The 23,257-nt window shown below is 49.9% G+C and carries 34 protein-coding genes; 27 read left to right on the plus strand and 7 right to left on the minus strand.

Annotation, left to right across the window (positions count from 1 at the left end):
* Positions 1 to 99 precede the first annotated feature (99 nt).
* Positions 100 to 1,668, plus strand: coding sequence for a methyl-accepting chemotaxis protein (locus tag HU143_RS03090; protein ID WP_000478462.1), 1,569 nt, complete (start codon positions 100 to 102; stop codon positions 1,666 to 1,668).
* Here HU143_RS03090 and HU143_RS03095 read toward each other — a convergent pair.
* The gene (locus tag HU143_RS03095) at positions 1,665 to 2,312 is read right to left on the minus strand and encodes a PadR family transcriptional regulator (RefSeq protein WP_089541743.1); all 648 of its coding nucleotides are present in this window, start codon (positions 2,310 to 2,312) and stop codon (positions 1,665 to 1,667) included. The genes HU143_RS03090 and HU143_RS03095 overlap by 4 nt on opposite strands.
* A 231-nt stretch (positions 2,313 to 2,543) precedes the next feature.
* Between HU143_RS03095 and HU143_RS03100 the strand changes: the two genes are divergently transcribed.
* Positions 2,544 to 3,311 carry a siderophore-interacting protein gene (locus HU143_RS03100; protein WP_023226573.1) on the plus strand — a complete coding sequence of 256 codons (768 nt, stop codon included), beginning with the start codon at positions 2,544 to 2,546 and terminating at the stop codon, positions 3,309 to 3,311.
* A 210-nt stretch (positions 3,312 to 3,521) separates the two neighbouring features.
* Here the strand turns inward: HU143_RS03100 and HU143_RS03105 are convergent, their stop codons facing one another.
* The 3 genes from HU143_RS03105 to HU143_RS03115 are packed head-to-tail and all read right to left on the minus strand — an operon-like array spanning position 3,522 to position 6,046.
* The gene (locus HU143_RS03105; protein WP_001748617.1) at positions 3,522 to 4,559 is read right to left on the minus strand and encodes a tyrosine-type recombinase/integrase; all 1,038 of its coding nucleotides are present in this window, start codon (positions 4,557 to 4,559) and stop codon (positions 3,522 to 3,524) included.
* Entirely contained in the window at positions 4,546 to 5,439 is an 894-nt protein-coding gene (locus tag HU143_RS03110) for a WYL domain-containing protein (RefSeq protein WP_001748619.1), read from the minus strand. Before HU143_RS03110 ends, HU143_RS03105 begins: the two co-directional genes overlap by 14 nt.
* Positions 5,440 to 5,467: 28 nt before the next feature.
* Complete coding sequence (locus HU143_RS03115; RefSeq protein WP_001748620.1) at positions 5,468 to 6,046, minus strand: phage repressor protein CI; 579 nt, start codon at positions 6,044 to 6,046, stop codon at positions 5,468 to 5,470.
* 119 nt (positions 6,047 to 6,165) lie between these two features.
* Here HU143_RS03115 and HU143_RS03120 point away from each other — a divergent pair, with 119 nt between their 5' ends.
* The 11 genes from HU143_RS03120 (at position 6,166) to HU143_RS03170 (ending at position 12,404) form a co-directional block, all read left to right on the plus strand.
* Positions 6,166 to 6,387 carry a hypothetical protein gene (locus HU143_RS03120; protein ID WP_001247709.1) on the plus strand — a complete coding sequence of 74 codons (222 nt, stop codon included), beginning with the start codon at positions 6,166 to 6,168 and terminating at the stop codon, positions 6,385 to 6,387.
* Positions 6,388 to 6,417: 30 nt separating this feature from the next.
* Entirely contained in the window at positions 6,418 to 6,921 is a 504-nt protein-coding gene (locus HU143_RS03125; protein WP_000460877.1) for a phage regulatory CII family protein, read from the plus strand.
* Between the two features lie 9 nt (positions 6,922 to 6,930).
* Positions 6,931 to 7,158 carry a phage filamentation protein Fil family protein gene (locus HU143_RS03130; protein WP_000643375.1) on the plus strand — a complete coding sequence of 76 codons (228 nt, stop codon included), beginning with the start codon at positions 6,931 to 6,933 and terminating at the stop codon, positions 7,156 to 7,158.
* Positions 7,148 to 7,573 (plus strand): hypothetical protein, encoded by a 426-nt coding sequence (locus HU143_RS03135; protein ID WP_024139063.1) that lies wholly within the window; start codon positions 7,148 to 7,150, stop codon positions 7,571 to 7,573. The genes HU143_RS03130 and HU143_RS03135 overlap by 11 nt, the downstream gene beginning before the upstream one ends.
* Entirely contained in the window at positions 7,573 to 7,974 is a 402-nt protein-coding gene (locus HU143_RS03140) for a hypothetical protein (RefSeq protein ID WP_001748623.1), read from the plus strand. The genes HU143_RS03135 and HU143_RS03140 overlap by 1 nt, the downstream gene beginning before the upstream one ends.
* A 146-nt stretch (positions 7,975 to 8,120) precedes the next feature.
* The gene (locus tag HU143_RS03145) at positions 8,121 to 8,297 is read left to right on the plus strand and encodes a DUF2732 family protein (protein ID WP_071592686.1); all 177 of its coding nucleotides are present in this window, start codon (positions 8,121 to 8,123) and stop codon (positions 8,295 to 8,297) included.
* The gene (locus HU143_RS03150) at positions 8,288 to 8,884 is read left to right on the plus strand and encodes a 3'-5' exonuclease (protein ID WP_000422609.1); all 597 of its coding nucleotides are present in this window, start codon (positions 8,288 to 8,290) and stop codon (positions 8,882 to 8,884) included. Before HU143_RS03145 ends, HU143_RS03150 begins: the two co-directional genes overlap by 10 nt.
* Positions 8,881 to 9,210 (plus strand): DUF3850 domain-containing protein, encoded by a 330-nt coding sequence (locus HU143_RS03155; RefSeq protein WP_000153512.1) that lies wholly within the window; start codon positions 8,881 to 8,883, stop codon positions 9,208 to 9,210. Before HU143_RS03150 ends, HU143_RS03155 begins: the two co-directional genes overlap by 4 nt.
* A complete protein-coding gene (locus tag HU143_RS03160; protein WP_001748626.1) occupies positions 9,200 to 10,060 on the plus strand; it encodes a DNA adenine methylase in 861 nt (286 codons plus the stop codon). Before HU143_RS03155 ends, HU143_RS03160 begins: the two co-directional genes overlap by 11 nt.
* Positions 10,057 to 12,078 carry a replication endonuclease gene (locus tag HU143_RS03165; RefSeq protein WP_064441649.1) on the plus strand — a complete coding sequence of 674 codons (2,022 nt, stop codon included), beginning with the start codon at positions 10,057 to 10,059 and terminating at the stop codon, positions 12,076 to 12,078. Before HU143_RS03160 ends, HU143_RS03165 begins: the two co-directional genes overlap by 4 nt.
* Before the next feature lie 119 nt (positions 12,079 to 12,197).
* Positions 12,198 to 12,404 (plus strand): hypothetical protein, encoded by a 207-nt coding sequence (locus tag HU143_RS03170; RefSeq protein WP_001748628.1) that lies wholly within the window; start codon positions 12,198 to 12,200, stop codon positions 12,402 to 12,404.
* Here HU143_RS03170 and HU143_RS03175 read toward each other — a convergent pair.
* The 3 genes from HU143_RS03175 to HU143_RS03185 are packed head-to-tail and all read right to left on the minus strand — an operon-like array spanning position 12,378 to position 15,531.
* Positions 12,378 to 12,701: an ogr/Delta-like zinc finger family protein gene (locus HU143_RS03175; RefSeq protein WP_001552031.1), complete on the minus strand. Its 324-nt coding sequence runs from the start codon at positions 12,699 to 12,701 to the stop codon at positions 12,378 to 12,380. The two genes, HU143_RS03170 and HU143_RS03175, sit on opposite strands and share 27 nt — an antisense overlap.
* On the minus strand, positions 12,698 to 13,759 hold the full coding sequence (locus HU143_RS03180; RefSeq protein WP_001650413.1) for a phage portal protein: 1,062 nt from the start codon (positions 13,757 to 13,759) through the stop codon (positions 12,698 to 12,700). Before HU143_RS03180 ends, HU143_RS03175 begins: the two co-directional genes overlap by 4 nt.
* Entirely contained in the window at positions 13,756 to 15,531 is a 1,776-nt protein-coding gene (locus HU143_RS03185; RefSeq protein WP_051129117.1) for a terminase large subunit domain-containing protein, read from the minus strand. The genes HU143_RS03180 and HU143_RS03185 overlap by 4 nt, the downstream gene beginning before the upstream one ends.
* Before the next feature lie 160 nt (positions 15,532 to 15,691).
* Between HU143_RS03185 and HU143_RS03190 the strand changes: the two genes are divergently transcribed.
* From HU143_RS03190 to HU143_RS03250, 14 genes are all read left to right on the plus strand, one after another.
* A complete protein-coding gene (locus HU143_RS03190; protein ID WP_000018798.1) occupies positions 15,692 to 16,492 on the plus strand; it encodes a GPO family capsid scaffolding protein in 801 nt (266 codons plus the stop codon).
* Positions 16,493 to 16,553: 61 nt separating this feature from the next.
* Positions 16,554 to 17,576, plus strand: a complete 1,023-nt coding sequence (locus HU143_RS03195; protein ID WP_000550496.1) for a phage major capsid protein, P2 family — start codon at positions 16,554 to 16,556, stop codon at positions 17,574 to 17,576.
* 3 nt (positions 17,577 to 17,579) lie between these two features.
* Positions 17,580 to 18,284: a phage terminase small subunit gene (gene gpM / locus HU143_RS03200; protein ID WP_001218534.1), complete on the plus strand. Its 705-nt coding sequence runs from the start codon at positions 17,580 to 17,582 to the stop codon at positions 18,282 to 18,284.
* A gap of 3 nt (positions 18,285 to 18,287) precedes the next feature.
* The gene (locus HU143_RS03205) at positions 18,288 to 18,482 is read left to right on the plus strand and encodes a hypothetical protein (RefSeq protein ID WP_000398492.1); all 195 of its coding nucleotides are present in this window, start codon (positions 18,288 to 18,290) and stop codon (positions 18,480 to 18,482) included.
* Positions 18,483 to 18,578: 96 nt separating this feature from the next.
* Positions 18,579 to 19,031 (plus strand): head completion/stabilization protein, encoded by a 453-nt coding sequence (locus HU143_RS03210; protein WP_023181179.1) that lies wholly within the window; start codon positions 18,579 to 18,581, stop codon positions 19,029 to 19,031.
* Positions 19,028 to 19,534: a phage tail protein gene (locus tag HU143_RS03215; protein ID WP_000084220.1), complete on the plus strand. Its 507-nt coding sequence runs from the start codon at positions 19,028 to 19,030 to the stop codon at positions 19,532 to 19,534. The genes HU143_RS03210 and HU143_RS03215 overlap by 4 nt, the downstream gene beginning before the upstream one ends.
* Entirely contained in the window at positions 19,531 to 20,238 is a 708-nt protein-coding gene (locus HU143_RS03220) for a hypothetical protein (protein WP_000560081.1), read from the plus strand. The genes HU143_RS03215 and HU143_RS03220 overlap by 4 nt, the downstream gene beginning before the upstream one ends.
* Positions 20,235 to 21,362, plus strand: coding sequence for a DUF2586 domain-containing protein (locus tag HU143_RS03225; RefSeq protein WP_000220205.1), 1,128 nt, complete (start codon positions 20,235 to 20,237; stop codon positions 21,360 to 21,362). The genes HU143_RS03220 and HU143_RS03225 overlap by 4 nt, the downstream gene beginning before the upstream one ends.
* Positions 21,359 to 21,814, plus strand: a complete 456-nt coding sequence (locus tag HU143_RS03230; RefSeq protein ID WP_000166743.1) for a phage protein — start codon at positions 21,359 to 21,361, stop codon at positions 21,812 to 21,814. Before HU143_RS03225 ends, HU143_RS03230 begins: the two co-directional genes overlap by 4 nt.
* Positions 21,815 to 21,823: 9 nt before the next feature.
* Complete coding sequence (locus HU143_RS03235; RefSeq protein WP_001154425.1) at positions 21,824 to 22,117, plus strand: phage holin family protein; 294 nt, start codon at positions 21,824 to 21,826, stop codon at positions 22,115 to 22,117.
* Entirely contained in the window at positions 22,114 to 22,455 is a 342-nt protein-coding gene (locus tag HU143_RS03240; protein ID WP_000175560.1) for a M15 family metallopeptidase, read from the plus strand. Before HU143_RS03235 ends, HU143_RS03240 begins: the two co-directional genes overlap by 4 nt.
* On the plus strand, positions 22,455 to 22,787 hold the full coding sequence (locus HU143_RS03245; protein ID WP_000376374.1) for a hypothetical protein: 333 nt from the start codon (positions 22,455 to 22,457) through the stop codon (positions 22,785 to 22,787). Before HU143_RS03240 ends, HU143_RS03245 begins: the two co-directional genes overlap by 1 nt.
* On the plus strand, positions 22,759 to 22,947 hold the full coding sequence (locus tag HU143_RS24375; RefSeq protein ID WP_001270304.1) for a hypothetical protein: 189 nt from the start codon (positions 22,759 to 22,761) through the stop codon (positions 22,945 to 22,947). The genes HU143_RS03245 and HU143_RS24375 overlap by 29 nt, the downstream gene beginning before the upstream one ends.
* On the plus strand, positions 22,934 to 23,191 hold the full coding sequence (locus HU143_RS03250; protein WP_000411340.1) for a putative phage tail assembly chaperone: 258 nt from the start codon (positions 22,934 to 22,936) through the stop codon (positions 23,189 to 23,191). The genes HU143_RS24375 and HU143_RS03250 overlap by 14 nt, the downstream gene beginning before the upstream one ends.
* Positions 23,192 to 23,257: the final 66 nt, after the last annotated feature.

Below are 23,257 nucleotides of genomic sequence, written 5' to 3' on the forward strand. Positions count from 1 at the left end.
ATAATGTTCCGAAATAAAAAGCGATCAATATCATAAAGTTAGTAACATTGTTGCCGATAAATCTTCCTGTATGAGGATATGCGATCCCAGGGAGAAAATATGTTTTTGCATAACATTAAAATACGTTCAAAATTATTTATGGCCTTTGGCTTATTCATTGTTCTCATGGTGGTGAGTTCCGCTCTGTCTTTGTTTAGCCTTGATCGGGCTAATACGGGTATGCAGGACATTATTACCAATGATTATCCCACCACGGTAAAAGCCAATCTGTTAATCGATAATTTTAATGATTTCATCATCGCGCAGCAGCTCATGTTACTGGATGAAGAGGGGCGCTGGAGCCAGAGCTCGCAGAAAGAACTCAGTGAGATAAGCCAGCGCATTTCGGCGTTACTGGATGAGCTTTCCAGGGAAAATAGTCACGATGCGGATTCACAGAAAATCATTAATGAAATCCGTGAAGCGCGCCAGCAATACCTGGAGTCCAGATTCCGTATTTTGAAAGATATTCAAAGCAATAATCGTCAGGCGGCCATTCAGGAGATGATGACCAGAACGGTGCAGGTGCAAAAAGTCTATAAGGACAAAGTCCAGGAACTTATCGCTGTTCAGGACGCGCAGATGCATGAAGCGAGCGTGCAGGTCAAAGAGGATTTTAAAAATAATCGGACGCTGTTAATCACTTTGGCGCTGATAAGCATCGCCGCCGGAGGCGTAATGGGATGGTACATTGTGCGTTCTATTACCCGACCGCTTGATGACGCGGTACGCTTTGCCGAGGCGATTGCCGATGGCGATCTGACTCGTCATATCACCACCGACTATAAAGATGAAACAGGCGTACTACTGCAAGCATTAATGGCGATGAAAACGCGTCTGCTGGATATCGTACAGGAAGTGCAAAACGGTTCGGAAAGTATCTCCACAGCGGCGGCGCAAATTGTCGCCGGTAACCAGGATTTGGCGGCGCGTACGGAAGAGCAGGCCAGCTCGGTTGAAGAAACGGCGGCGTCGATGGAACAGATTACCGCCACGGTTAAAAATACGGCTGACCATACCAGTGAAGCGACCAAACTCTCTGCCGGTGCCGCCAGCGTGGTGAAAAACAATGGGGAGATGATGAATCAAGTGACGCAGAAAATGCGCGTCATTAACGACACGGCAAATCGTATGTCGGATATCATCAATATCATTGATTCCATTGCCTTTCAGACCAATATTCTGGCGCTGAACGCGGCGGTTGAAGCGGCGCGCGCGGGCGAACATGGACGTGGTTTTGCCGTTGTCGCCGGAGAGGTTCGCCAGTTGGCGCAGAAGAGCGCCTCGTCGGCCAGTGAAATCCGTAATTTGATTGAAGATTCAACCAGTCAGACTCAGGAAGGGATGCACCTGGTGGAGAAAGCCAGCGCCCTGATTAATGGCATGGTGGATAACGTCGAAGAGATGGATGTGATATTACGTGAGATTGGGCAGGCCAGCCGCGAGCAAACTGACGGTATTTCGCAGATTAACAGCGCGATTGGCCTGATTGACGCCGCCACGCAACAAAACTCCTGCCTTGTGGAAGAGTCTGTTGCCGCCGCAGCGTCGCTGAACGAACAGGCGTTACATTTAAAAGAGCTGGTGAACGTGTTCCGCGTCCGCGAAGAGGACACGCAGCCCGCTTAATCCAGTTCGGCGATTTCCAGCGCCGCGCGATCAATCACGCCGATAATGCGTTTGATTTGCGCGTCGTTGATATCGCTGTGGTTTATCCGCAGATCCAGCACGGCCTTGAAGTTATCCAGCGCCCGCTTCATCTGCGGATTTTTACGTAACTCCATGCCCACACAACGGGCTTTTAGCCGCGCCTGAATATGCGTCAGGTGTCCGCGATTTTCATCAAGCCATTGCGCGCCGTTCGCGGTAATCGCGATTTTTTTCCGCCCGCCTTCTTCGTCGCTAATCGTGATAAGTTGCTGATCCTGTAAAAAATCCAGCGTAGGGTAGATCACGCCAGCGCTTGGCGTATAGCCGCCCCCCGTCAGGTTTTCTATCGCTTTAATCAGTTCATAGCCGTGGCTGGCGTCCCGGGTCAGGATATCAAGAATGACCAGCCGAAGCTCCCCGTGGCCAAAAAATCGCTGACGTCGACCACCGCCCTGTCCATGACGACCACAGCCGTGTCCGTGACGGTGTTCGCCGCCGCAACTGGCGTTCTCATGCTGATGCGCGCTATGGCAGCCTTCATGCTGATGTTCTCGATCTTTGCAGCAGCCGTCGTGCTTATGATCCCGGTTTTTGCAACACCCTTCATGTTGATTTTGCATCATTGCCTCCTGCTTATTTAGATATATCTAATTTATATCTAAATGATGCTTTTTAGCAAGGGTAAAAGCGATTGTTTCTATAACCTACTAATTTATAAGGTTTTATTTTAAGGTTATAGTTAGCGACGTGTTGACAGAACACTATCAAAAAACAGTTGCATTTTTACTGATTAACAATCATTATCATTTAAAACTTTAATTTAGATATATCGTATTACTTCACGAAGGCAAAAAATGACGACATCATCCGCACGCTATCCACAGCGTGTTCGTAATGAACTGCGTTTTCGCGAGCTGACCGTTCTGCGGGTAGAACGTATTAGCGCAGGATTTCAGCGGATCGTACTTGGCGGCGAGGCGCTGGACGGTTTCATCTCCCTGGGCTTTGACGATCACACGAAAGTTTTTTTCCCTGAGCCAGGCTGTCGCTTTACGCCTCCGACAGTCACTGAGGAAGGCATTATCTGGGGGGAGGGCGTTCGCCCGGTCTCCAGGGATTACACGCCGCTGTATGACGAGGCGCGTCGCGAGCTGGCGCTGGATTTCTTTATCCACGATGGCGGCGTAGCCAGCCGTTGGGCAATGGAAGCCCGTGAAGGCGATACACTGACGATCGGCGGGCCGCGCGGTTCGCTGGTGGTGCCGGAAGAGTATGCCTGTCAGGTTTATGTCTGCGATGAGTCCGGTATGCCTGCGCTACGTCGTCGTCTGGAATCGCTTAGCCGTCTGCCTGTGCGCCCTGCGGTAACCGCGCTGGTGAGCATTCAGGATGCGGCATACCGCGATTATCTCGCCCATTTGACGGATATTACTGTGGAATATGTTGTTGACGGCGATGAACAGGCAATGCAAACGCGCCTGTCGCAGCTGACAATACCAGAATCAGACTATTTCATCTGGATTACTGGCGAAGGCAAAACGGTAAAACGTTTAAGTCAGTGCTTTGAAAAGGGGTTTGATCCACACCTGGTACGTGCGGCAGCCTATTGGCATCGTAAATAGCGGTATGGGGCGAGCCCTGTCAGAAACAAAAAAGCCACTCTTTAGAGTGGCTTAATTATATGATTTTAAAGCTAAAATTTGGTGGCCCCTGCTGGACTTGAACCAGCGACCAAGCGATTATGAGAACTATTATGACCAATCTAAAAACAATAACTTATTTAAAAAACATTGAGTTATAAAATTAATATAGGGCTAAAAAAGGCAAAATATCTAAGTTTGTGCGACACTTTTGAGACACTTTAGTGGGTTGAGCTTCGCTGCTTCTTCAAGGTGGTTAGGTGCAAAATGAGCATAGCGCATAGTCATTTTGATATCGGTATGACCCAGTATTTTCTGTAATACAAGGATGTTCCCGCCGTTCATCATAAAATGACTGGCGAAAGTGTGGCGTAAAACGTGAGTTAACTGCCCAGCCGGTAGTTCTATTCCCGCACGTTCCAGGGCTGAACGAAAAGCATAATAGCAAGGTGAGAACAGATTTCCGTTCTTTTTTGGGAGTTCTGCCGCAAATTCAGGGTCTAAGGGAATAGTGCGGTTACGTTTCCCCTTTGTTTTAGTAAATGTGATTTTCCCTGCCGCTATCTGGCTACGTTTTAGTTTTTCTGCTTCACTCCATCGAGCGCCGGTTGCAAGACACACTTTTACAACCATTTCCAGATCCCTGGCGGAACTGCGCCGACACTCTTCAAGCAGCAACTCAATTTGTTCGGTGGTAAGAAAAGCCATCTCGCTTTCGTCGGTTCTGAACTGACGAACATTTTCGAGAGGATTAGGGGCTTGCCATTCTCCAAGTCTTTTTAACTCATTGAAAACAGCCAAAAAGTAAGCGTGCTCAAGGTTCATGGTTCGTGGTGAAACCTTCAATACTCGCTTGGTTCTGGCAAAATTGCCATCAAGGCGCTTTGCTCGGTATGCAGTAAAAAGCTGGGCGCTGAATTCTGTAGCCAGTGGTGATCCCATACATTCAGCAGCCCAGAGCATAGAGCTTTTTCGCTTTTCCCCATCCTTCAATGTGATGCCATGTCTATCAAACCACAAATTTACAAGGTCAGAGAGGCGTCGGTTATCTTTACCATCACCGAGCCACGGTGAATCCTCTATTTTCTGAAGTGTATAATTTTCAAAGGCCAGCGCTTCCCCCTTAGTAGAGAATTTTTTGCGGACGCGTTTGCCTTCTTTTCCATTCTTTCTATCAACGGTATAGAAATCAGCGATCCATTCTCCAGAGGGAAGTTTACGAACACTCATAATCGATACCTATAACGTTTTTCAGCCAATCGTGAAAGTAATATTTCTTATGTCCCTCAGTTACTAACATTGTTTGAAATCTGCTTGAAATAAAGGTTCGTCTTTCCTTTCTTAAATGGCAAAATCCTGATAAATAATAGTCATTTTTATCATTTTTTAATACTTGGTCTATATCCACGGTTCTTCTTTCTTTACCATTAGATGATAAATATGTGAATGATGTTGTTATTGGCGAAAATTTGGCAATTACATATGGTTCATTAGCTGCTTTACGTATTTCTTTTGCTTGCTCAAACAAATCGGAGAGATCAATTTTCAACACCTTTCTACACAGTTCCACAAAATCATAAGTCTGTGAATTAATTTTAATTCTAGATTGTATTTCTCTTTCCTTTACCAGAGTAATCTCACCTGTGGATTGGTCTACTAGATAAAAATAAAAATCACCATCCTTGTGAATTTCTAATTGTGTAAAAATACCCTCTCTACGCTCTTTCTCAGAGAGTATGCGAAATGAAACTGGTTTAGTCGTTCCGCTCCATACAACAACAGGCCTATTGTGAAATGGTTTCTTCTCAGCAGTAGGAACAGATGCGGGAGTAGGCATAGGATTTCGTGTGAGCGAATCTACGTAAGTTTCATAAGAATTTACATTATGGCTACGCGATTTCTGTATTTTTTTTGTTGATTTCGCCTTGAGTAGCAATGGCTTAATTAGCCATTTATGAAAAAAGAAAAGCAGTAATATTGAAAATAATGGAGCCAGAATAAAACGTGCGGTACTTGATACGTTTTCGTCTATGCTAAACCCAATCGCGCATATCATTAATAAAAATACGATTACTGCTTTTAGTAAATTTAAAAACAATATCTTTAACATATCAATAATGTTCCCTTGCATTGATGAATCAGCTTATTGTTAGAACAACCCGACCAATAACAACAATATCATCAATAGCACAATCAAATGCCATTCCAACACCGCTTACTCTAACCTTTCCCACGGGGATGCGTGTCAGTGTTCTAACGCTGGTTTTACCTTCAACTTCGACAAGCCAAACATCGTCATAAACTTCAGTAAAGTGTTGATCAACAATGTATTGCATTGTGTTATCAATCACACAGATAGGATTCTGCGGTAAAGGTTTGCCAGGTAAAAAAGTAACCTTATCGAGCATTAGGAAACCAGACTCATAGAGTTTTCCGTCCACAATCTTCTTGCGTGGCAGTTTCATGATGTCTAATTCGTCATCGTTAAACTTTCTACCTTGTCCAGTCGCAAGCCATTCCAGAGTAGCTCCTGTTTCAGCCATACATCTAACAACGATATCAGCTGGAAAAAAATCCCTCTTATACCGGTTAGCCAGACTGCTGCTTGCTATATCAAGATGTTCAGCTAGGGCTAGTTTTGTGTTGAATCCATACGCTTGGATAACTCTATCTAGTACCTCAGATCCGCCCTGAGAAAACTCAATTTGTAGGTTCACGAAAGTTTTACCTTGAAATCTTGTGCGGAGTGAGTTTAAACTCCGCTTTGTAGGTTTAAGTGAATATTGACAGTTACAGCCCTGTATTGCCGTACAGGTTAACTTATGGAGTTTGCCTCATGCGTCCGAACATTACAATCATCATCCCAGAACCATACCTGCCTTTAGACGAGTACTGCCGCCGTACTGGCACCAACAAAGAAACCGCCAGGAACCTCATCGAATACGGAAAGTTACCTATTAAGCCGAAGGGTAAGCAGAAGAAAGGCCTGGTCGAAGTCAACATGGCCGCGCTCACTATTCAGGCTTTAAGTGAATGTGACATTTCGCTTAACGCGTAATCCATCCTACGGATTAGGGAGAGGCAAACAATGTTTGATTACCAGACCTCTAAACATGCGCACTTTGATGCGGCTTGCCGAGCATTTGCAACTGAGCACAATCTGGAAGATGTGGCCGCTGCCGTTGGTATGAGACCACAGATCCTGCGTAACAAACTGAACCCAGCACAACCGCACCGCTTAACCTGTGACGAGCTTTTAGCCATTACGGATTACACCGAAGATGCGCGTTTACTGGATGGGATGCTGGGGCAGATTAACTGCCTTCCATCCGTGCCGGTGAACAATGCTACAGAAGCCAACATGCAACTGTGTGCTCTTAGCGCCACAGCCAGTGTGGGCGCAATTGCTGGGGAAGCCGTATCAACTGGTCATATGACCGCCGCCCGCCGTACACAAATTCTTGATCGCGCTCGCGATGCTATCCGTAGCCTTTCCGTGTTGGCTTACACCGTTGAAAGCCGTATCCATTCTGCGCCGGTTTTAGCCGCGGCGGTGGATCTGGTCACGACGAATGCCACTGGCCTGATGTGAGGGAACATTATGAAAGCGTTTGTGACTTACCTGAAAAAAGAATCACCGGCTATGCAGTTACCCAGTGGTTCAACCGGTTGGATAGAACTGCCGAACGGCCAGCGCTGGAATCCTGGTCACACCTATAAATTCAATGCACATGAGTCTGTCCAGATGAAGGGCGGTTCTGTTCTGCGTTTCCTGACGACTAAAACCCGCCGCCTGCTGGGAATGGTTGGGGGGCGTTATGGCAATTAACCAGGAACAGCAAAAGCGTGGGCTGGATCATCTTAAAAATATTCGGCGCAAATATTTCAGTACTAGCAGTGAAGCCGCTGAATGGTGGGACAACCTGACACCAGAATGGCGCGGGGTGGTTCTTCATGCTGCTGCAATCAATTCCAGAAACGGCGTTTTTAAACGCAGCTTAAGTAATTGTTGCTGGCGCGAACTTTTTGAGCGGTTGGAGTATCGGGACATGATACAGCTGCGCCAGGGAATTTCCCGTGCTCGTTTAACTTTTAGCGGATTCGGGAGTTTACGGGACAGTGATTTCTCCAGACGAACCGCTGAACGTCCAGTAAAAATCGTCCATCCCATTAATACCAGGAACAAAGTGCAGATGATTATCGCACCTCATATTGTCCATAAATTGCAGCAGGGGAATCACTGATGAGCATTATTTCTGTAGAGGGTAAATCGTTGGGGGCTGAACTGGCTGTGTGGGGAGTCCCGCATAACTACGCGGTAGCGTTTGCAGAGAAAAGCGCCAGTAAAAATGGCCGTATTGCGTTGCATCCGTTCTTCTTCAATGACACCGAACACATGACTAACCAGCGCCACTGGCTGGCGATCAATGCCGCTTTCTGGTGCTGCGTGTACCGCGAAGCTGAGAGCAAAGAGGCACAGATTGAAGCGCTGGCGGGGATTCGCGCAATTTTCTATACAGCCGGGGCGCTGGGTGTTGGCGAGATAAAGGCGCTGATCCAGGAGTGGTGGCGGACAACCTATGAACTGCACCTGATTCCGGCACCGAACTACTCAGCCGCCACAGTACAACCCACTTTTCACTAATTAACTGCCCGAATTTTTTGGCCACGGTTCAAGTGGTCGGGGGATTCTTTTGCCTTAAGGAACTGAAAATGAATAAAGAAAGAGAAATTTTTGCCAAAAAACAATTCGAATATCGGATTGAGTCTGCTTTTTCCGTGTGGCAGGACATGCTCACCAAAGCCACGCAGGAAGGCAAAGCCGCAACTGCTGATCTTTGTTCCACCCGTCTGGATAAGCTGGCCACTCATGCGGCCAATGAAGGTTTAAGTGCAGCGGAAATCGTTGAGTTAATCCGCGAAGAAGCCGCAGCAATTTGCAGCAAAGGGGGCGCGGCATGGAACTGAATACTAAGCAATTGAAGTATTCTATCAGCCTGTTAGCACAACAGTGGCTTGACGATAATCGCCTATTTATTGATACCGAAACCACGGGGCTGGGTGATGATGCAGAAATAGTAGAAATATGCATCATTGATAGCCATGGATTTATTCTGCTTAACACGCTTGTTAAACCTACTAAGCCTATTCCTGATGAAGCAATTGCCATTCATGGGATCACAAATGAAATGGTTGCCTATGCTCCTGCGTGGACAGATATATGCGGCGCAGTGGAAGAACTTATTAGACGTTTTGGCTTTGTTATCTATAACGCCGATTATGATCTCCGGTTAATTCGTCAGACCTACGCATTGAATGGAAGACCTTCTGAAGGTGCGCCATGGATGCTTGCTGCTCATTCTGTTTGCGCAATGAAACTATATGCAGAATATCGTGGCGAGCCGGGGAAATATCACGGTTATAAATGGCATAAGTTAGTTGATGCCGCCGCGCATGAAGGAGTTGTGATCGAGGGGAAGGCACACCGTGCTTTAGCTGATTGCAAAATGACATTAGGTGTCATCAAAGCTTTAGCGCAAGGCGGTGCAAAATGACAATCAAAGTCCACACGATAAAAATTGCGCCTAAATATCTTGATGCCGTTATTGCTGGTCAGAAAAAAGCAGAGCTGCGCAGAAATGATCGTAACTATAAGGTCGGTGATGTTCTTTCATTGAAGGAATGGAAGCACGGCAAATACACCGGTAGAGAATGGTCAGCGGTGATAACTCATGTTCTGCCGATAAATGAGGTTGTTGCTGGCTTTGAAAGCTGGGTTGTTTTGTCCATTAATTCAATGTCTCTTTTTGACGTTGCTGCTTACCTCTACAACAACGGTGGCTTGTTTCAGTTGCAGGCGGGGGCTAAACATGGCCGTTAAAACTCCGCTTAAATGGGTGGGCAGCAAAGCCCGCCTTATGCCTAAGCTGCGTCAGCATCTGCCAGAAGGTAAACGCCTGGTTGAACCGTTCGCCGGTTCCTGTGCTGTCATGATGAATACGGATTATGACGAGTATCTGATCGCAGATGTGAATTCTGATCTGGTTAATCTTTATAAGGCAATGGCATATCACACGGATGCATTGCTGAATGAGCTGGAGACTTTGTTTACTGCCGGTTCGTTAGGTGATGAAGAAAGCCGCGCAGTTTTCTATTACGCGGTACGTGATGCTTTCAACCAGTCAGGTAAATCCTTTGGTTCGGAATCCGTTGAAGCTGCTGCGCGTTTCCTGTACCTGAACCGACACTGCTTTAACGGTCTGTGCCGGTACAATCGCCGCGGTCAGTTCAATGTTCCGTTCGGTAAGTACAAAAAGCCTTATTTCCCTGCTGATGAAATCCGCGCCTTTGCTGAAAAAGCAAAGCGCGCAACGTTCATTACTGCCCACTATTCAGAAACGCTCGATTTGGTTCGGGACGGGAATGACGTTGTTTACTGCGATCCGCCTTATCTGACTGATAGCGATAATTTCACCGCTTACCATGAGCGTGGTTTTTCGCACATGGATCAGGGGCGGCTGGCGCGTAAGCTGCGGCGCCTGGCTGAACGTGGAATTCAGGTAGTAGCGTCAAACAGCGATCTGGAAATGGTGCATTACCTTTACGCAGGGTTTGAAGCCTTAAAGGTTAATGCGCCGCGTAGTGTTGGGGCGGCAGCTGCAAGCCCGAAAATGGCGGCAGAACTGATTCTTAAATGGCCTTTACCGGCGACTCCTGAGGCCAGCGCATGACGCTGGCAATAAACGAAGATTGCTACGCCGTTGATGCCTGGCGGCGTGAAACCTTCGCACCAGGTACACCGGCAGACGTGACAATCACGGAGCGCCGCCTGTGGGCTGTAAACCCGCAGGATCATAAATGGCGTGCTCAATACCTGCATGAAATACCCGACTGGTTAGCCGGGTATTTTGGCCGTCGCTACGAAAAGCTTTTTACTGGCCCTGACGGGCGTCGCCGTGCCAATACATTCCTGCGTCAGACTATTGGAGGGAATGTATTGCCACGTCTGCGCAAAGTGGCTGCTCGTTATAAGCTGGCCGCTGATGCAATAGACCTTCCTTTTGGCAAGTCGCTGGAACGCCTGCCGTCACTTGACCGCCCGGAACTTAAAAAACTGGCTGGCCAGATATCTGGCTGGATCTCCCAGTCGCTGTATGACTTCACCGAACGGTTTGATTCCGGCACTGATGACACTAAAGAGCTGCACCGCCGAACGATGGAGTCTTATCGCTATCTTTGTGCGTACAGCCTGATGCTGAATAATCAGCCGCCATACTGGGCAGAACATGAAGCTAATGCCGGGCAACTGGAAACACGTAAGGCTGAATCCGGCATTCTTCGCATGATGGCACCTGAATGGTGGTATCTGCGCCTGAAGCGAGCGCGTGACGTACAGCGTGAGCATATGGCCATAGCCGTGGGGCAGGTGCAGAAAGCGGCCAGCGCTTATGTATCCCGTAAAACCCTGGGGGAATGGATAGAACAGAAAAAGCGAAATCTGGAGTTCTTTAAAAAGTTTGATCTGCTGAATGATGAAGGGCTGCGCATTGCACTGGACAGCATGGTACACCGCAGCGTTGCAAATCCGGCGATCCGTCGCTGTGAACTAATGGTAAGAATGCGAGGATTTGAAGATATGGCCAATGAAGAAGGGCTGGCCGGTGAGTTTTACACTATCACCGCGCCATCTCGTTTCCATGCGGTACACAGCAAAGGGGGCTTTGTATCGCAATGGGATGGAAGTACGCCGCAGGATACCCAGCGCTATTTATGTGGCGTATGGGCAAAAGCCCGCGCCGCGATCTCGCGTGCGGGTATCCATGTATTTGGGTTCAGGGTTGTCGAACCTCACCATGACGGGACACCGCACTGGCATATGTTGCTGTTCATGCGCCCGCAGGACGTGGGCACGGTGCGCGATATTCTTTGTTATCACGCCAGAATTACCGATTCCGAAGAACTGCAAACGCAAAATGCGCTAAAGGCACGTTTCCATGTTGAAGCTATCGATCCCGCTAAGGGGTCAGCGACGGGCTACATCGCCAAATACATTTCCAAAAACATTGATGGATTTGCGCTGGATGGCGAGCAGGACGAAGAAACCGGCGAAAACCTGCGGGATATGGCCAAATCCGTTTCTGCATGGGCTTCACGCTGGCGTATTCGCCAGTTTCAGCAGATTGGTGGTGCGCCGGTGACGGTCTGGCGTGAGCTTCGTCGGTTGCGGGATCAGGTGCTGACCGATCGCAGAATGGATGCGGTTCTGGCTGCTGCTGATGTCGGGGACTGGGCTGCATATACCCAGGCGCAGGGCGGCGCGCTGGTTGCCCGCCGTGATCTGGTTGTTCGTCTGGCCTATGAAATTACGGAACAGGGTAACGAATATGCGGAGGACGTGCAGCGCGTACAGGGTGTTTATTCTCCTTTGGTTCCAGATTCAGAGGTCTGCACCCGTCTGGTTAAGTGGCAGAAGGTTGCGAAGTTGGCCGAAGCGTCAGCGGAGGCGGGTTTTTCTGGCGGCAACGCCGCCCCTTGGAGTTCTGTCAATAACTGTACGGAGGGTGGAACCCGCAGACGGTTAAAACTGGAATTAAGAAGCCGGGGGTTTGATGGTTCTGATGAAGAAATAGACATACTGAAACGAGGGGGAGGGCTTCGTTTCGGTCAGTCAGCACTCATTTACCGGAGCGGACGACTACAGGAGAAGCAAAACGAGCCAATGCAGGAGCTTTGGCCGGGATGGTTATGACGCTGTAACTCTGTGAAACATATCTATTTGTCACCTGGTTAACAGAAAAATATGTTTCACAATTAGTGCTTAAAGGTGTACTGTATGTTTATACAGTTATTGTTTGTATGGGAGGGTAAATGGATATTCTGGAGGCGTCGGCACAGCTGGAACGCATTGAGTTGTTGGCCAAGATTGCCCATATTTACGAAAGTAACCAAAGAGAGAAAACGATAGCTTTGTATTGGATTGGAGAGATTGCAGGAGAAATGCGGGAAAAGGTTAGTAAGACGATGAAAAGCCCCCAAAAAGGGGGATTATCAGGCGGCGGGAGTCGCTTTCAGTAGGTCTAATGCCATCTGACGCTGATCGGGTGAAAGGGCATTCAGTATTTTTTGTACCATAGCATCACCTGTTTTAGCGCTTGGGCTGAGAGTGTGGGAGAACGTCAGATTCATGACAAACGTGTGGCCACACTCAACATCTGAACAGGCGCAGTAAATATCGGCAATCTGCCGGTGTTTCCGGTTCGTTTTACGAATAACAGCTTTTGAGCCGCATTCCGGGCATTCGATTTTCAGAACTCGCATATTCCATGCTCCAGCTGTTAAATGATGCCTGGATTTTAGCCTTTTTTGCCTCATACCGCACCCTTATCCGTTGATTCTGTGTAACTTAAATCAAAGTTCAGGTGCAGGTTTTCCGGTATTTCTGGATCATTGTTTACGGCCATCATAAACCGGCGCTGAACAGGAGCGACTTCGCTTTTTTTATAAATCCGTTCGGCCTTTTCTACGTCACCCAGCCCGGCAGTATTTTGCGGGACAATGCCGGCAAGCCCGGCAGGAAAACGGTGCGCGTTCAGAATGTCCTGGGCGCTGATATTCTTGATGTTGGCAAATTCATCCTTAGCGGAAATATCCCCCATTTCAATGAATTTGATGGCGTCACCGTCTCCACCGGGAATGTTTACCAGGATGGTGGAGAAGTTGCCGATCCCTTTGCTGTCACGTAGCTGCTGTTCAATTTCCTCTTCCATTTCATCCGTCATGCTGGGATCGCGCGTGTAGAGAATGCCGCCAGTGTGGGCGCCATTGTGGTAGTAACGCCGACGGAAAATGACCGCTTCACTGTTGAGTAATGCAGAATGTACGCCGCCGATGTAGTCCGGCAGTCCGTAAATATGCTGTTGCGGGTCATACATTTTGATGAAGATAATATCTTCTTCAGGCCATATCTGCGGTTCGCCTTCCTGTAGCACCACGTAATCACCAGGTTGATCAGTTGCGTTGTTCCTGTCTTTCCTGCGTCGGATATAGAGGCCGGGTAAGGGTTCCAGTCCGATCACGTCTCCCCATCCGTTACGAACTTTTCCAAGCGCAATATCCCCAAATGTGATGTAGTCAAAAGCTGCGGCTTCCAGCTGGTCGTAAGTCAGGCCGCCAGACAGATAATCAGACACAATCATGTTTTTACGGGCGTGGATGATGCCGCCATGCTGACCGTTAAGGTTAATCAGTTGTGCCAGTGCCAGCCGGTCAATTGGCTGGGTAAAATGATCGGCGGCATTGTCGTACCAGATATCCCGGTAGTCGGTGCCGGTAGTCAGAACCGGTTCCGGTTTGCCGAACGTAATGATGCTCATTTTTTTTGACTTATCGCCGCGCTGGCCGCGCTTAACGAAGTGTTTCTTTTTACTCATGCTGCCTTGTTCCTTAAATTCCAGCGTGATTTAGGTTTATTTTCATAGTTCAGAGGTTCGTTATGCAGGGCGTGGGTTATCGCCCAGAACGCTTCGGCGTGTCCTGTGTCCTGGCTGCGGTCTGCAACAAAGGTCATGGCATTACCGCTTTGTGTGGTTGTGCGGCGTACGGACATAAAGCTGGCCGGGATCTCTTTCAGGTTTTTGTCCCATTCAATTCGCTGACTTTCGACCACGTCAGCCGCCTTCAGTACCAGCTGATTTTTCGTGTTCAGGTCGTAACGAATGGCGACGGCCACACGCATGGCAAAATGCTGAATGTTGTCAAAAACGCCCTGGCCAATACCGGTAACGTCCACGCCCAGATAGGTGAAGTTGTATTTTTTAAACAGCTGCTCGATCTGCTTTGCCTGGTACCGGAAGTTCATTCCTTTCCAGTAAATCACCTTCAGAACGCGGAATTTCTCCACGGCGAACATCGGCGGCGCCACAATCACAAAACAGGACAAATCCCCGCTGCGAGCCGGGTCAAAGCCGCCCCATACTGGCCTGTCACCAAATGGCCGGGCGGCGTCCGGGTTATGATCCTGCCAGGTATCCACTTCCACGCCGCAGGCTTCCAGGTCGGAAAAGCTGAAAACGGAATCTTTACTGTCCACGAACACGCACATATAGAGCATGTTGAAAGTGGCTGTGTTGTAGCGGTTGCGCAGCTTCTCGATGTTGGCCAGATTGAAGCCGCCCGCAATGGCATCCTCCATCGTAATGACGTAGCGCCACTGGCCATCCGGACAAACCCGCCCGCCGTCGCGCAATTCATCAAAGGTCGGAAACTTAATGGCAGTACGTTTTTTACTGCCCTGTTTCCATTCATCGCCTGTCCAGAACGGGTACGCCTGGTGAGTTTTAGCTGACGGTGTTGAAAAGTAGGTGGTACGCCACTTGTCATGTGTGGCCATTGCACTGGCCACTTCATTAAGTTTTGTGAAATTTGGAACCCAGAAATATTCATCACAGTACAGGTGGCCGCTGTAGGACTGGGCGGTGTTCTTGTTGGTGGACAGGAAGCGCAGCTCCGCGCCGTTGGACAAGCGGATGGGGTTACCGGTCAGCGTGATCCCGAAATACTGTTCAGCAATATTTACGATGTAAGACCGGAACACTTCCGCCTGCGCTTTTGATGCCGACAGGAAGATTTGCGGATCGCCTGTCATGACCGCGTTTTCAAAGGCTTCAAATGCAAAATACCAGGTCGCACCTATCTGGCGGCTTTTGAGGATGTTTCTGACCAGCTGGCCAATGTTCCGGCGCAGGTGTTTCTGGTATTCAAAAAGATGTTCTTCCGCCCAGGTGTCAAAATCCTCCTGCGTCAGCGAGGAAATATCGTTTTTCTTGTATTTCCGTTTGCGGCGGGGTTCGTCATCATTGCTGTCCCGCGCATCTGCCTGCCCGGAGTTCTGACCGCTGGCCATCTTTTCTTTATGCTTATTGCTTTGCGCACGCAGTTTTGTGGCATGAGCAATGAGCATGTCCATTTCTTTCAGGTCGAGATCGGTTTTGTTATCCCGGCTGGCCAGTAGCTGGTAGCGGCGTTCGATAGCCTCTTCAGTGCTTTCAAAACTGAGCAAATCAGCCCAGCTATATTTTTCAGCCCAGTAGTAAACGATCCGCGCATTCGGCAGATTTAATTCAGATGCAATTTCTTTTGGCGTATAGCGGCGCAGATAAAGTGCGCGGACAACGCCTTTTAATTCTTCAGAGTATTTAGCCATGCGGTAATTATGCCGTGGCTGTAATAAAAAAACGGTGGTGATAATTCGTCTGTATTCGGTAAAGCGTTATATCCGAACTGTTCAGAATAAAACGTAATGCAGCAATGGTTTTATTTGGCAATAATTGATTTGCAGCGTCAGGGAGTGGAACAGGGGGGATATGTCACATTTAAAAACTGACTGGCTGTGTGTTGCTACTGAAGGGGATACCGTTGACGGACGGATTATTGAACGTCAGTGGATTATCGATATGGGGGAAACCTATGACTATAACCACTATGTCGCTTTAATCTGGCCGGAACACCAGAAAGGCGGGGGTAATTTCGGTGAAGTACTGGAAGCCACCTGGCGGGACGGGGATGACGGACTGGCGCGGTTGTATGTCAGTCTTTGCCCGAATATGCGGCTGATATACGCTAACGAAGAAGACCAGCTTCTTTTCTTCTCCATAGAGCCGGAGGAAGACTGGCGCGGAACAGGACGAACATACCTCAAGGGACTGGCAGTGACGGATACTCCTGCCAGCATTGGCACCACACGGCTGCGCTTCAGTCGGCAGCGCAAATTATCTGAACAGGGTTATTACCGTTATGTAATTTCCCGCGATGGCAAAATTAAGCAGGAAGGAAAAATGAAGAACTGGCAAAATTTGTTTGGTATTAAACCGAAGTTTGAAGATGAAACGCCGCCAGATAATACCGCGCAGGGTGATGATAAGTTACAGGCACTGGCAAACGCGGTAAACGAGCTGGAAGGCCGTGTGGCCAAAATTGAAAATCAACTGAATGATGTTCAGGGTGATGTGGATACTATTGCGGAAGTGGTGGATACAGAAGAATTTGCCGCCATTCGTGATAATGCAAAAGATATCGTTAAGCGTTTTAACGATTTGGGAAATAAATCAGTCCGTACACCAGGACGCAAAATTTCAGAGAAAGCCGGGAAGTTTAATTTCCTGTAATTCACTTTAGCGCTGATTAGTTTCAAATATTTTTATTATCGCTTAATCGCGAGGGAGTTTTATGCACCTTAATAACCGTGCGCGGGAATTACTGGACGGATATTCGGCGGGCATGGCGCAGCAGTTTGGGGCGCGTGATGCCAGTCGTTATTTTTCCCTGAATAACCCGCAGGAAAATGCGCTGCGTCTTGCGCTGCTGGAATCCGTCGAATTCCTGGACATGCTTACCTGTCTGGATGTTGATCAGCTGAGTGGCCAGGTGATTTCCGTTGGTTCTTCCGTATTACACACAGGACGTAGTGAAAGTGGCCGTTTTATTCGCCAGGTTGGTGTGGACGGAAACGACTATTCACTGGTGGAAACAGACAGCTGCGCCGCGTTGCGCTGGGATCTGCTTTCGGTCTGGGCAAACGCCGGTAAAGATGAAAACGAGTTTTACAACCTTGTCCAGGCATTTACCACGCAGGCTTTTGCACTGGATATGTTGCGTATCGGCTTTAACGGTAAGAGCCGCGCAAAAACCACTGATCCCGAAGCTAACCCGAACGGTGAAGATGTGAATATCGGCTGGCATGAGCGCATGAAAACGCTGCTGGGCGGCAATCAGATTATGACCGATCCGGTGGTGCTGGATGCAGCCGGGGATTACAAATCACTGGATGCAATGGCGTCAGACCTGATTAACGCCAAAATTCCGGCGCAGTTCCGCAATGACCCGCGTCTGGTGGTTCTGGTAGGGGCTGATCTGGTTGCAGCTGAACAGTATCGCCTGTATCAGGCCGCAGACCGTCCGACTGAAAAAATCGCAGCGCAGTTGCTGGGGAATACCATTGCTGGCCGTCCGGCCATTATCCCGCCTTTTATGCCGGGAAAACGCATGGTGGTGACGCCGCTGAAAAATCTGCACATCTATACCCAGCGCAATACCCGTATGCGTAAGGCGGAGTTTGTGGAAGACCGTAAGCAGTTTGAAAACAAATACCTGCGCAATGAAGGATATGCGGTGGAAGTGCCGGAACTGTATGCGGCCATTGATGAATCCGCCGTAACTATCGGCAAGGTTTCCGAACCAGCGGAGGGCTGATAAATGGCACTTTCTCCCGCGCAGCGTCACAGCCAGCGCATTGCGATGGAACAAAAGCTGAAGCGAAGCCAGGCGCTGGAAACCACGGAAAGTATGCACCTTCTGGTCAAAGCGCTGGAAACGGATGTGGAACACGTACGCAGCCTGCCGACAATCGCGGATCGCATTGAGTTTAAAAGGGATGTGTTGCTGCCGCGCTGGGTACCGACTGTTGAAGCGTATCTGGAAAGCAAGCAGGTGTACGCCAATCCGGTATTTGCCTGGTGTGTTATCTGGCTGTTTGACGTGGGCGAGCTGGATCAGGCGCTGGAATGGGCTGATATCGCAATCAGTCAGCAACAGGCCACACCGGATCAGTTACGCAGCAATTTTCCCACGTTTGTGGCCGATACGATGCTGGCATGGGCGCAGGAAAGCGCCGGGCGCGGAGAAAGTATTGAGCCGTATTTCTCCCGTACGTTTGAACGTGTGGCAGGGGTATGGCGACTGCATGAGCAGGTAACAGCCAAGTGGTACAAATTTGCGGGGCTGGAGCTGCTGCGTAATGAGGATGGCCAGCAAACTGCTGCGGGTGTGGATGATATTGAAACGCTGGAAAAAGCCGATCAGTTGCTGGCCATTGCTGAAAAACACTACTCAAAAATTGGCGTCAGAACAGCACGGCAGACCATTGCCGCCCGTATTCGACGCCTCGAAAACGGAGCCTAAAGGATGGAAGGTATCAAATTTAAATACGAATTAAATCAGGCTGTGCGAGTGGCGATCAGTGGTGAAGATGGGTATGTGAAGGCGCGTGCTGAGTACGCCACTTTCGCCAATCAATACTTGCTTCATTATCGTGCTGCTGATGGCCGGGCTGTAGATTCCTGGTTTGATGAGAGTGAACTGACCACGGTTCAGCTTTAAAGACTACCGCAAGCCAGGCGGACGCGGTGGAGGGCAAAACACCTTGTGTGTCATTGCGCCGTGGAAACCGGTCAGTCCGCCTTTTTCGGGGGATTTATGTTTAGTGGAACACCGCTGGATTATCAGGACGAGCCGCTGGCCAATAATGGTTTCTGGCCGGATCTGAATCTGAAGGATTTTCAGGTGCAGCGGTCACTACCGCCAGATATTGACGCTGACACCATCAGCCAGGCGCTGCTTGCCGCTGTCGCGGAGGTGAATGCCGAGCTGGAAAACGTGGAGGCCAGCTGGAAAGCGAAAGGCCATACGTTGGCGGCAGATGTGCCGGGTGTAAAGATGGGCGGACTTAACAGCCTGTGCGCTCAGTATATGAAAGCCGTTTTTGCCAGGGCAAAAGCGGATCTGTTGGGTGAGTTCGCCACTATCGGACGACGTGATAGCCATCCGGGGCAGGAAAGCCAGGAGACACGGGCCGGGTTACTGGCTGAGGCGTCCGTGGTGATCCGTCGCATGAAGGGGCTTAAACGGGCAACGGTGAAAAAAGTATGAGCCAGACGCAGATCCAAAGCCTGACCGCTTTTTTTCAGGAGAACGTTCCGCCGCGGGCGATGCAATCATTTGACAGCGTACTGGATGAAATGAAGTTCATCCCCGCCGCGAAGGATTACGGACTGGGGCAATATCGCCAGGCGGTTATTCGGTATGACGCAGTTCTGAGCTGGGCGCGTTTTCCCTATCGCCTGTGTCCGCCGCAGTTACTTATGTCCTTACTGGCGGCGTGGCTGGACGATGCAGACAGAGACCTGCTGGATGAAGTCGGGCTGAGTGAAGCCGAACCTGACTGGGATGTGTCGGTGGAAGATGAGGAAACCGCCACTGTGGTGCTGACCGTTCCGATGGTGGAAGAACTGGTGATCAGGCAGGACGAAAACGGGGCTATTCCGTGGCGTGGTGAACGCTGGTCACTGGCAGATCCTGAAATCTGGACGGCGTTAACTGCCAGCATTTTCAGTGTGGATGAAACCGGGGCGCCGGTGAGCGGGGAAATATGATAGCCGGTGGCGAGCTGAATAAAAAACAGCTGACTGAATTACGTAAGGCACTGGCCAGTATGGAGTTGCCACCGCAGAAGCGCCAGCGGCTGATCTGGCGTCTGGCGAAATATGGCGTGATTGCTGCTGCAAAAAGACATGTTCGTAATCAGGAATCCCCGGACGGCCAGAAATGGCCGGGACGTAAGACAAAACGCAAAGGGAAGATGCTGCGTAACCTGCCAAAGCTGCTTCATATCCGCGAAATGCCTGAGATTCAGGCCGTACGGATCTATTTGCAGGGCGGCGGGTACCGGAACGGGGAAGCGCCGGTTCCGGCAGGAACCGTAGGTTATGCGCAACAAAACGGAATGCGGGTAAAGGTCAGCCGCAGCAGTCAGCCACGTAAGGCGGACGCCGGAAAAATGGCGACACCTGCCCAGGCTAAAAAACTGCGTGCGCTGGGATATCGGGTGAGAACCGGAAAACGCTGGAAAAAGCCCACGCTGGGCGATATCACGCGGACGATACCATACAGCCAGGCCGGATTACTGATTCGAAAGCTGAGTGGTAAAGCAGCGAAAACCAGCTGGACAGTGGATCTTCCTGCCCGCGTATTTCTGGGCATGAATGACGATGAATTTGATAAAGCGCTGGCGCGTCAGCTTCAGGCTATAGGCTTTGGCTGGAATGTAAAGGCGCAGGATATTAAGGGGAAAACATGACCTGGCCAACCGTGACCGTTAACCAGGTAAACCAGCTACTGGGTGAAACCAATGAGGTGGAGCGCACGTTGCTGTTTATCGGTACGGGTACCAAAAATGTGGGTAAAACGCTGGCTGTTAACGCACAGAGTGACTTTAACGCGCTACTGGGTGAGGGGAGCAGCCCGTTAAAAAGTGATGTACTGGCGGCAATGGCGAACGCCGGCCAGAACTGGTGGGGATTTGTTCATGTACTGGCCGCAGACAGTGAGCCGGGCGCGTGGGTGGATGCCGTCAAAGCTGCACAGGTTTCCTGCTCGGTGGAAGGTGTGGTGCTGTCGGATGATGTGGCGGCAAAAGAACAGATTAACCAGGCGGCAACGCTGCGATCTGAACTGATTGCGCAATACGGGCGCTGGGTGTGGTTCATCCTGGCGGTTCAGGGAATGCAGGAGGATGAAGCCCAGGCGGATTATCTGAAACGTCTGTCCACCCTTCAGCAGGGTATTGCAGAGAAAGCGGTTCAGCTGGTTCCGCGTCTGTGGGGGAATGAACCGGGCGTGCTGGCCGGTCGCCTGTGTAACCGGGCGGTGACGGTGGCTGACAGCCCGGCGAGGGTGAAAACCGGGGCGCTACTTAATCTGGGCAGCGATGAACTACCGGAAGATGGCACCGGGAAAACACTGGAGCTGGCCACCCTTAAAGCGCTGGAAGCGCAGCGCTACAGCGTGCCGATGTGGTATCCGGATTATGACGGTTTTTACTGGGCTGACGGACGTACGCTGGATGTGGAAGGGGGGGATTATCAGTCCATTGAGACGCTACGTATTGTGGACAAGGCCGCCCGTCGTGTCCGCCTGCTGGCTATCGGTAAAATTGCCGATCGTTCGCTGAACAGTACGCCGGGCAGCATCGCGGCACACCAGACGTTGTTTGCCCGCCCACTGCGCGAAATGTCCACGGCGGCCAACATTAACGGTGTGTCGTTTCCGGGAGAGGTGAAGCCGCCGCAGGATGGAGATGTCTCTATTGTCTGGAAGAGCAAGAAGGCGGTGGATATTTACATTGTGGTACGCACGTATGAAGTGCCGCTGCAAATCACTATCAGCCTGTTACTGGATGCCAGTCTGGAGGCCGCAGCATGACCAAACGTATTTCAGGCATGTCATTTGATGCCTACATCGATGGTGAACTGATCCATATAGAAAAAATTTCGCTGGATATCACGGATAACAGCGCCGCCGCCCAGACACGTGGTGTGCCGGACGGCCATGTTGATGGTGATGTGGCCGCAGAGGGAGAAATTGAAGTCAGTTCTAAAGTGCTTCAGGTACTGACAGCCAAAGCCCGCGCCGCAGGTTCGTGGCGAGGTATTGAACCGCTGGATTTTCTTTTCTACGCCAAAGCTGGCAGTGAAGAAGTGAAGGTCGAGACGTTCGGCAATAAATTGCAGTTAAGCAATCTGCTGGATATTGATCCAAAAGGCGGCAGCGTATCCACGCACAAAATTAAATACTTCGTGACCAGTCCGAAGTTCGTCAACATCAACGGGGTTCCGTATCTGGAAGCGGAAGCTACGGAAAATCTGATCGGGTAAGGAAAAGGGATGCAGGACTACGAAAAAGGGTTTATTGCGCTGGCAATTATGGGGGCGCTGATTGCCCTGGGCAAGATGCTGAACAGTGACGAGCCGATCACGGCACGTCTGGTTCTGGGGCGTGTCATTGTGGGAAGCGCGTTATCAGTAGCGGCAGGGGTGGCGCTTTACTTCGTACCGGATATCCATCCGCTTGCGCTTGCCGGCATTGGTTCAGCGTTGGGGATTCTTGGCCTTAATGGTGTTGAAGCCTGGCTACGTAAGAAAGGGATCGGTTTTCTGGGGAAAGGGGCTGACAAATGACACTGAGTGAAAAACAGCAGCTGTTTACCGTTATGGTGGCAAATCTGATCCACTGGGCAGAAGAACACGGCTACCGGCTGACGTTCGGGGAGGCTTACCGCACGCCGGAACAGGCGGCGCTGAACGCGAAAAAGGGCAGCGGTATTACCAACAGTCTGCATACACGGCGTCTGGCAGTGGATTTTAACCTGTTTGTTAACGGCCAGTACCAGACCCGCACAGAGGATTACCTGCCGCTGGGCGAATACTGGGAGTCACTGGGCGGCAGCTGGGGCGGGCGCTTCAAATCCAGGCCGGATGGTAATCATTTCAGTCTGGAGCATGACGGGGTTCGCTGATGGATCGTGTGGTGGCGGGCTGGCTTATGACGGTTGTTCTGGCCTTCTGGTCAGGGTGGAAGGCGGCTAACTGGCAGCGTGACAGTATCGATCTGGCCATCAGCCGGTCAGCCAGCGCTACCGGGGAAAGGCTGGCAAGCATGGCCAGTGAATCCGGGCGAAAACTGGAAAAACAACTGGAGGCTTTGAAAAATGCACCGCCGCGTGAAATTCGTACGGAGGTGGTTAAGCCGGTGTTTACTAACGTGTGCCTGTCTGACGACTTTGTCCGCATGTACAACGACGCCGCCGCCAGTACCGAACGTGCGTTATCAGGAAAACCTGAAAACTAAATGCGTCACGCAGCTGCCGCGCCTGAATGGCACGCAGGGAAAAGATGCGGCGGAATTACTGACACTTTATCTGGAGTTATACGGGAAGTGTGCTGCACGTCATAACACGCTGGTTGATGAAATTAATTTAAGAGAGAATATTATTTATGGAAAAAATTAAACTGTGTGTCTGTGGGACTGATATTGTTTTTGAACCAAATCAGACCGCCTATAACAAGTTTATTAATGAAATGGCAATGGACAATAAAGTGGCGCCTGCGCATAACTACCTGATGCGTATTGTTGCAACGGAAAGCAAGGAAGCTTTAGCTGAAATATTAAAACGTCCGGGCGCTGCGCTTCAGCTTGTCAGTAAGGTTAATGATATTTACGCCCCTGAACTGGAAATTGAAGTAAAAAACTGACAAAGCGAGTCCGGGCAATTGAACAGAACGGACTCGAACAATATTTAATACTTCGCCGTCATTATT

It is taken from the genome of Salmonella sp. SJTUF14076, assembly GCF_015534835.1.
In the GTDB taxonomy this organism is placed as follows: domain Bacteria; phylum Pseudomonadota; class Gammaproteobacteria; order Enterobacterales; family Enterobacteriaceae; genus Salmonella; species Salmonella enterica.